General features: G+C 43.6%; 1 protein-coding gene. It reads right to left on the bottom strand.

Annotated features, from left to right (window positions below; all coding sequences use genetic code 11):
* Nucleotides 1-241: 241 nt before the first annotated feature.
* On the bottom strand, nt 242-385 hold a 144-nt coding region (locus AB4585_RS26425; RefSeq protein ID WP_372171719.1), incomplete at its 5' end, for a methyltransferase.

The following is a 385-nucleotide window of genomic DNA, read 5'->3' on the forward strand; positions in this document are numbered from 1 at the left end:
GCTCTTGGAGGTCTTGAGTGTGGGAACGAAGAAAGAAGAAAGCAACCAGCAGCATAGGAATAAGGCTGACCAGCATAAAGGCGCCCATAAGGGTGCTTTGCAGACGTTTAAATTTTGGGCGAGTGTGATTTTTTGACATAGGGTACTAGGGTCTGATAAAGAGATCATCATTGCTGAAATGTACCCGCCAAATACAGTGAGGCAAGCAAAGGCTTAAAAAAGCGTGTTGCCTCACACAGTTTTATTTCGTTGCGTGGTAGATCGCGAACTTATTGGTTTTACTTGTCGTTTCGCAATTACCAAAGGCTTTTTCGATAATCGGAGGGTATTTTAAGAAGCTATTCGCCACAATGACCAGTTCACCTCTACGAGAAAGATGCTTTGG

Source organism: Vibrio sp. 10N.222.49.C9 (assembly GCF_041474985.1).
In the GTDB taxonomy this organism is placed as follows: domain Bacteria; phylum Pseudomonadota; class Gammaproteobacteria; order Enterobacterales; family Vibrionaceae; genus Vibrio; species Vibrio crassostreae_C.